Below are 1,850 nucleotides of genomic sequence, written 5' to 3'. Positions count from 1 at the left end.
GGCGCCGCATCAGGGCAAGGTCGTTGTCGTTGGCCGGCCGTGGCGGCCGGTAGACCCCAGAGCGCGCGATGCCAAGCAACCTGCATTGCCGGCGGATCGACAGCGCCATGTCGGCGCGATCGAGCATTCCTCGACGGTCCGGCGTGCTCATCTTCCGGACCTCCGCGCTAAAAAATCGCGCTCGACTGTCAGTTGTCCAATCTTGGCGTGCAGCTTCTCGATCTCGCGTTCGCGAGCGTCCTCGCTCTCCCGCCCGACACCCGCGTCAAAGGCCCGGGCCGCCTGGTCCAGCAGTTGCTTCTTCCAGGCATAGATCTGGTTCGGGTGAACCTCGTAGCGCTGGGCCAGATCGGCCACCGTCGCTTGCTCCCGCACGGCTTCCAGCGCGATCTTCGCCTTCAGTGCCGCGTCGATCTTGCGTCTCGTCTTCGTCGTCATCATGCGCTCCGTCTATCAAACGGAGCAGCCCCTTCCAACTAAGCAAGTGGTCCCAAAATCGGGGTCCATTTCAGAGAGACGTACGGTGATGGACTAAGAAGCGGAGTCGGTTCGTAAGCTGGGTGATGTGGCGGGTTGGAGTTCGATGCTTCGAACTCCCCCAGTGCGAGCGAGCTTGGCTGATTTGCACTGTCAGCTCGCGAGCGGGCTGATGGCACGCCTTGGCAAAAGTTTGCGGTGTTCCAACTTGCGCCTGGCAATGGACCTAGATGATCCGCTACCTTCAAACGTTTCGCCGCAGCAAACCTTGGCGGAGACTCGGAGGTGAGATCCTCCAATGGTTGCCGATACTCACGAAGCGCCGTCAGAGCCGGGCCAATCTTTGTCTTTTCGAAATCTGGTACAGTCTGCATAGCGTGAGCGGCCAACGCGTTGTGATCGAATGCAGCAATCGTTTGCCCTCGCGACGCGAGATCCTGCGACAATCTGCGAAGAACCCGAGCATAGTCCTCTGCGGTTTTGGGTTCCCATCTCCGGCGCCTAGCAGCTTGCTTGATCGCCTCGTCGATGAGCATCTCGTCATCCTCCGAGGGGAGTAGGCGCCTGAGAGGAGGTGGAGCACCGGGCTCACGATGATGACGCAGCCAGGGCAGAGCGAACCTCATGTGCCTGTCACTCGCGAAGAACTGTTTGACGTAATTGACCAGCGCGTCGTGATCGAGTGCAGCAATCCTCATGCCGACCGCTCCGAGATGGTTCGCCAGTCTGCGCAGCGCCGCAAGATAATCCGCCGCCGTGTTCAATCGCTGTATTCCTCGTCCAATGGCGGTCTGGATCGCCGCCTGGGCGAGGCTCAAGTCCTCGGGATGGGCCTGAGGATAATACCGTCGGGAGTCGATATCTGACACGGCGCCAATTGCGGACTCGGCCTGACGTTGCTGCACCTGCGGGTTGCTGCGGCACGGCGGAGCAGGCCGCCTGCCACTCTGGCTCCGATGAGTTGAATTGGCTTGAGTGAATTCCATCGAGTTTGCGCAGCTGCATGTGTCCCTCATGCGTTTGCAGGTGACTTGAGCGCTAGCTTCAGTAATTATATGCTGCTCGGCTAGTGTCCTGTCCCGCAAATAACTGGCATTAATTCTGCATCGTTCTCGCGATCTTGTGGGATGGAGATGGCGATGACGATAGGCAGACCCAAGGCAGATCTGGTGTTGTCGGATCAAGAGCGTTCGCAGCTTCAAACGTTTGCACGTAGCCGCTCGCTGCCCGCGGCGCTCAGCAGTCGAGCGCGCATTATACTGAGTAGTGCAGATGGCGAGCCCAACAATGCGATCGCGCAACGAATGCAACTCACCAATGCTACGGTCGGGAAGTGGCGGTCGCGTTTCATTGAGCGGCGCCTGGCTGGCTTG

General features: G+C 59.6%; 3 protein-coding genes. 2 read left to right on the top strand and 1 reads right to left on the bottom strand.

Translation table 11 applies throughout. The features are described from left to right. Window positions 1–147: 147 nt before the first annotated feature. A complete protein-coding gene (locus tag CWO89_RS43810) occupies window positions 148–438 on the bottom strand; it encodes a transposase (protein WP_165421601.1) in 291 nt (96 codons plus the stop codon). A 632-nt stretch (window positions 439–1,070) separates the two neighbouring features. Between CWO89_RS43810 and CWO89_RS43805 the strand changes: the two genes are divergently transcribed. Continuing rightward, the gene (locus CWO89_RS43805; protein WP_130230723.1) at window positions 1,071–1,343 is read left to right on the top strand and encodes a hypothetical protein; all 273 of its coding nucleotides are present in this window, start codon (window positions 1,071–1,073) and stop codon (window positions 1,341–1,343) included. 273 nt (window positions 1,344–1,616) lie between these two features. Beyond that, a partial coding sequence (locus tag CWO89_RS43800) for a helix-turn-helix domain-containing protein (RefSeq protein ID WP_130583586.1) occupies window positions 1,617–1,850 on the top strand: 234 nt, incomplete at its 3' end.

The organism is Bradyrhizobium sp. Leo170 (assembly GCF_004296405.1).
Lineage (GTDB): Bacteria > Pseudomonadota > Alphaproteobacteria > Rhizobiales > Xanthobacteraceae > Bradyrhizobium.
This window is presented reverse-complemented; position numbering and strand designations above follow the sequence as displayed.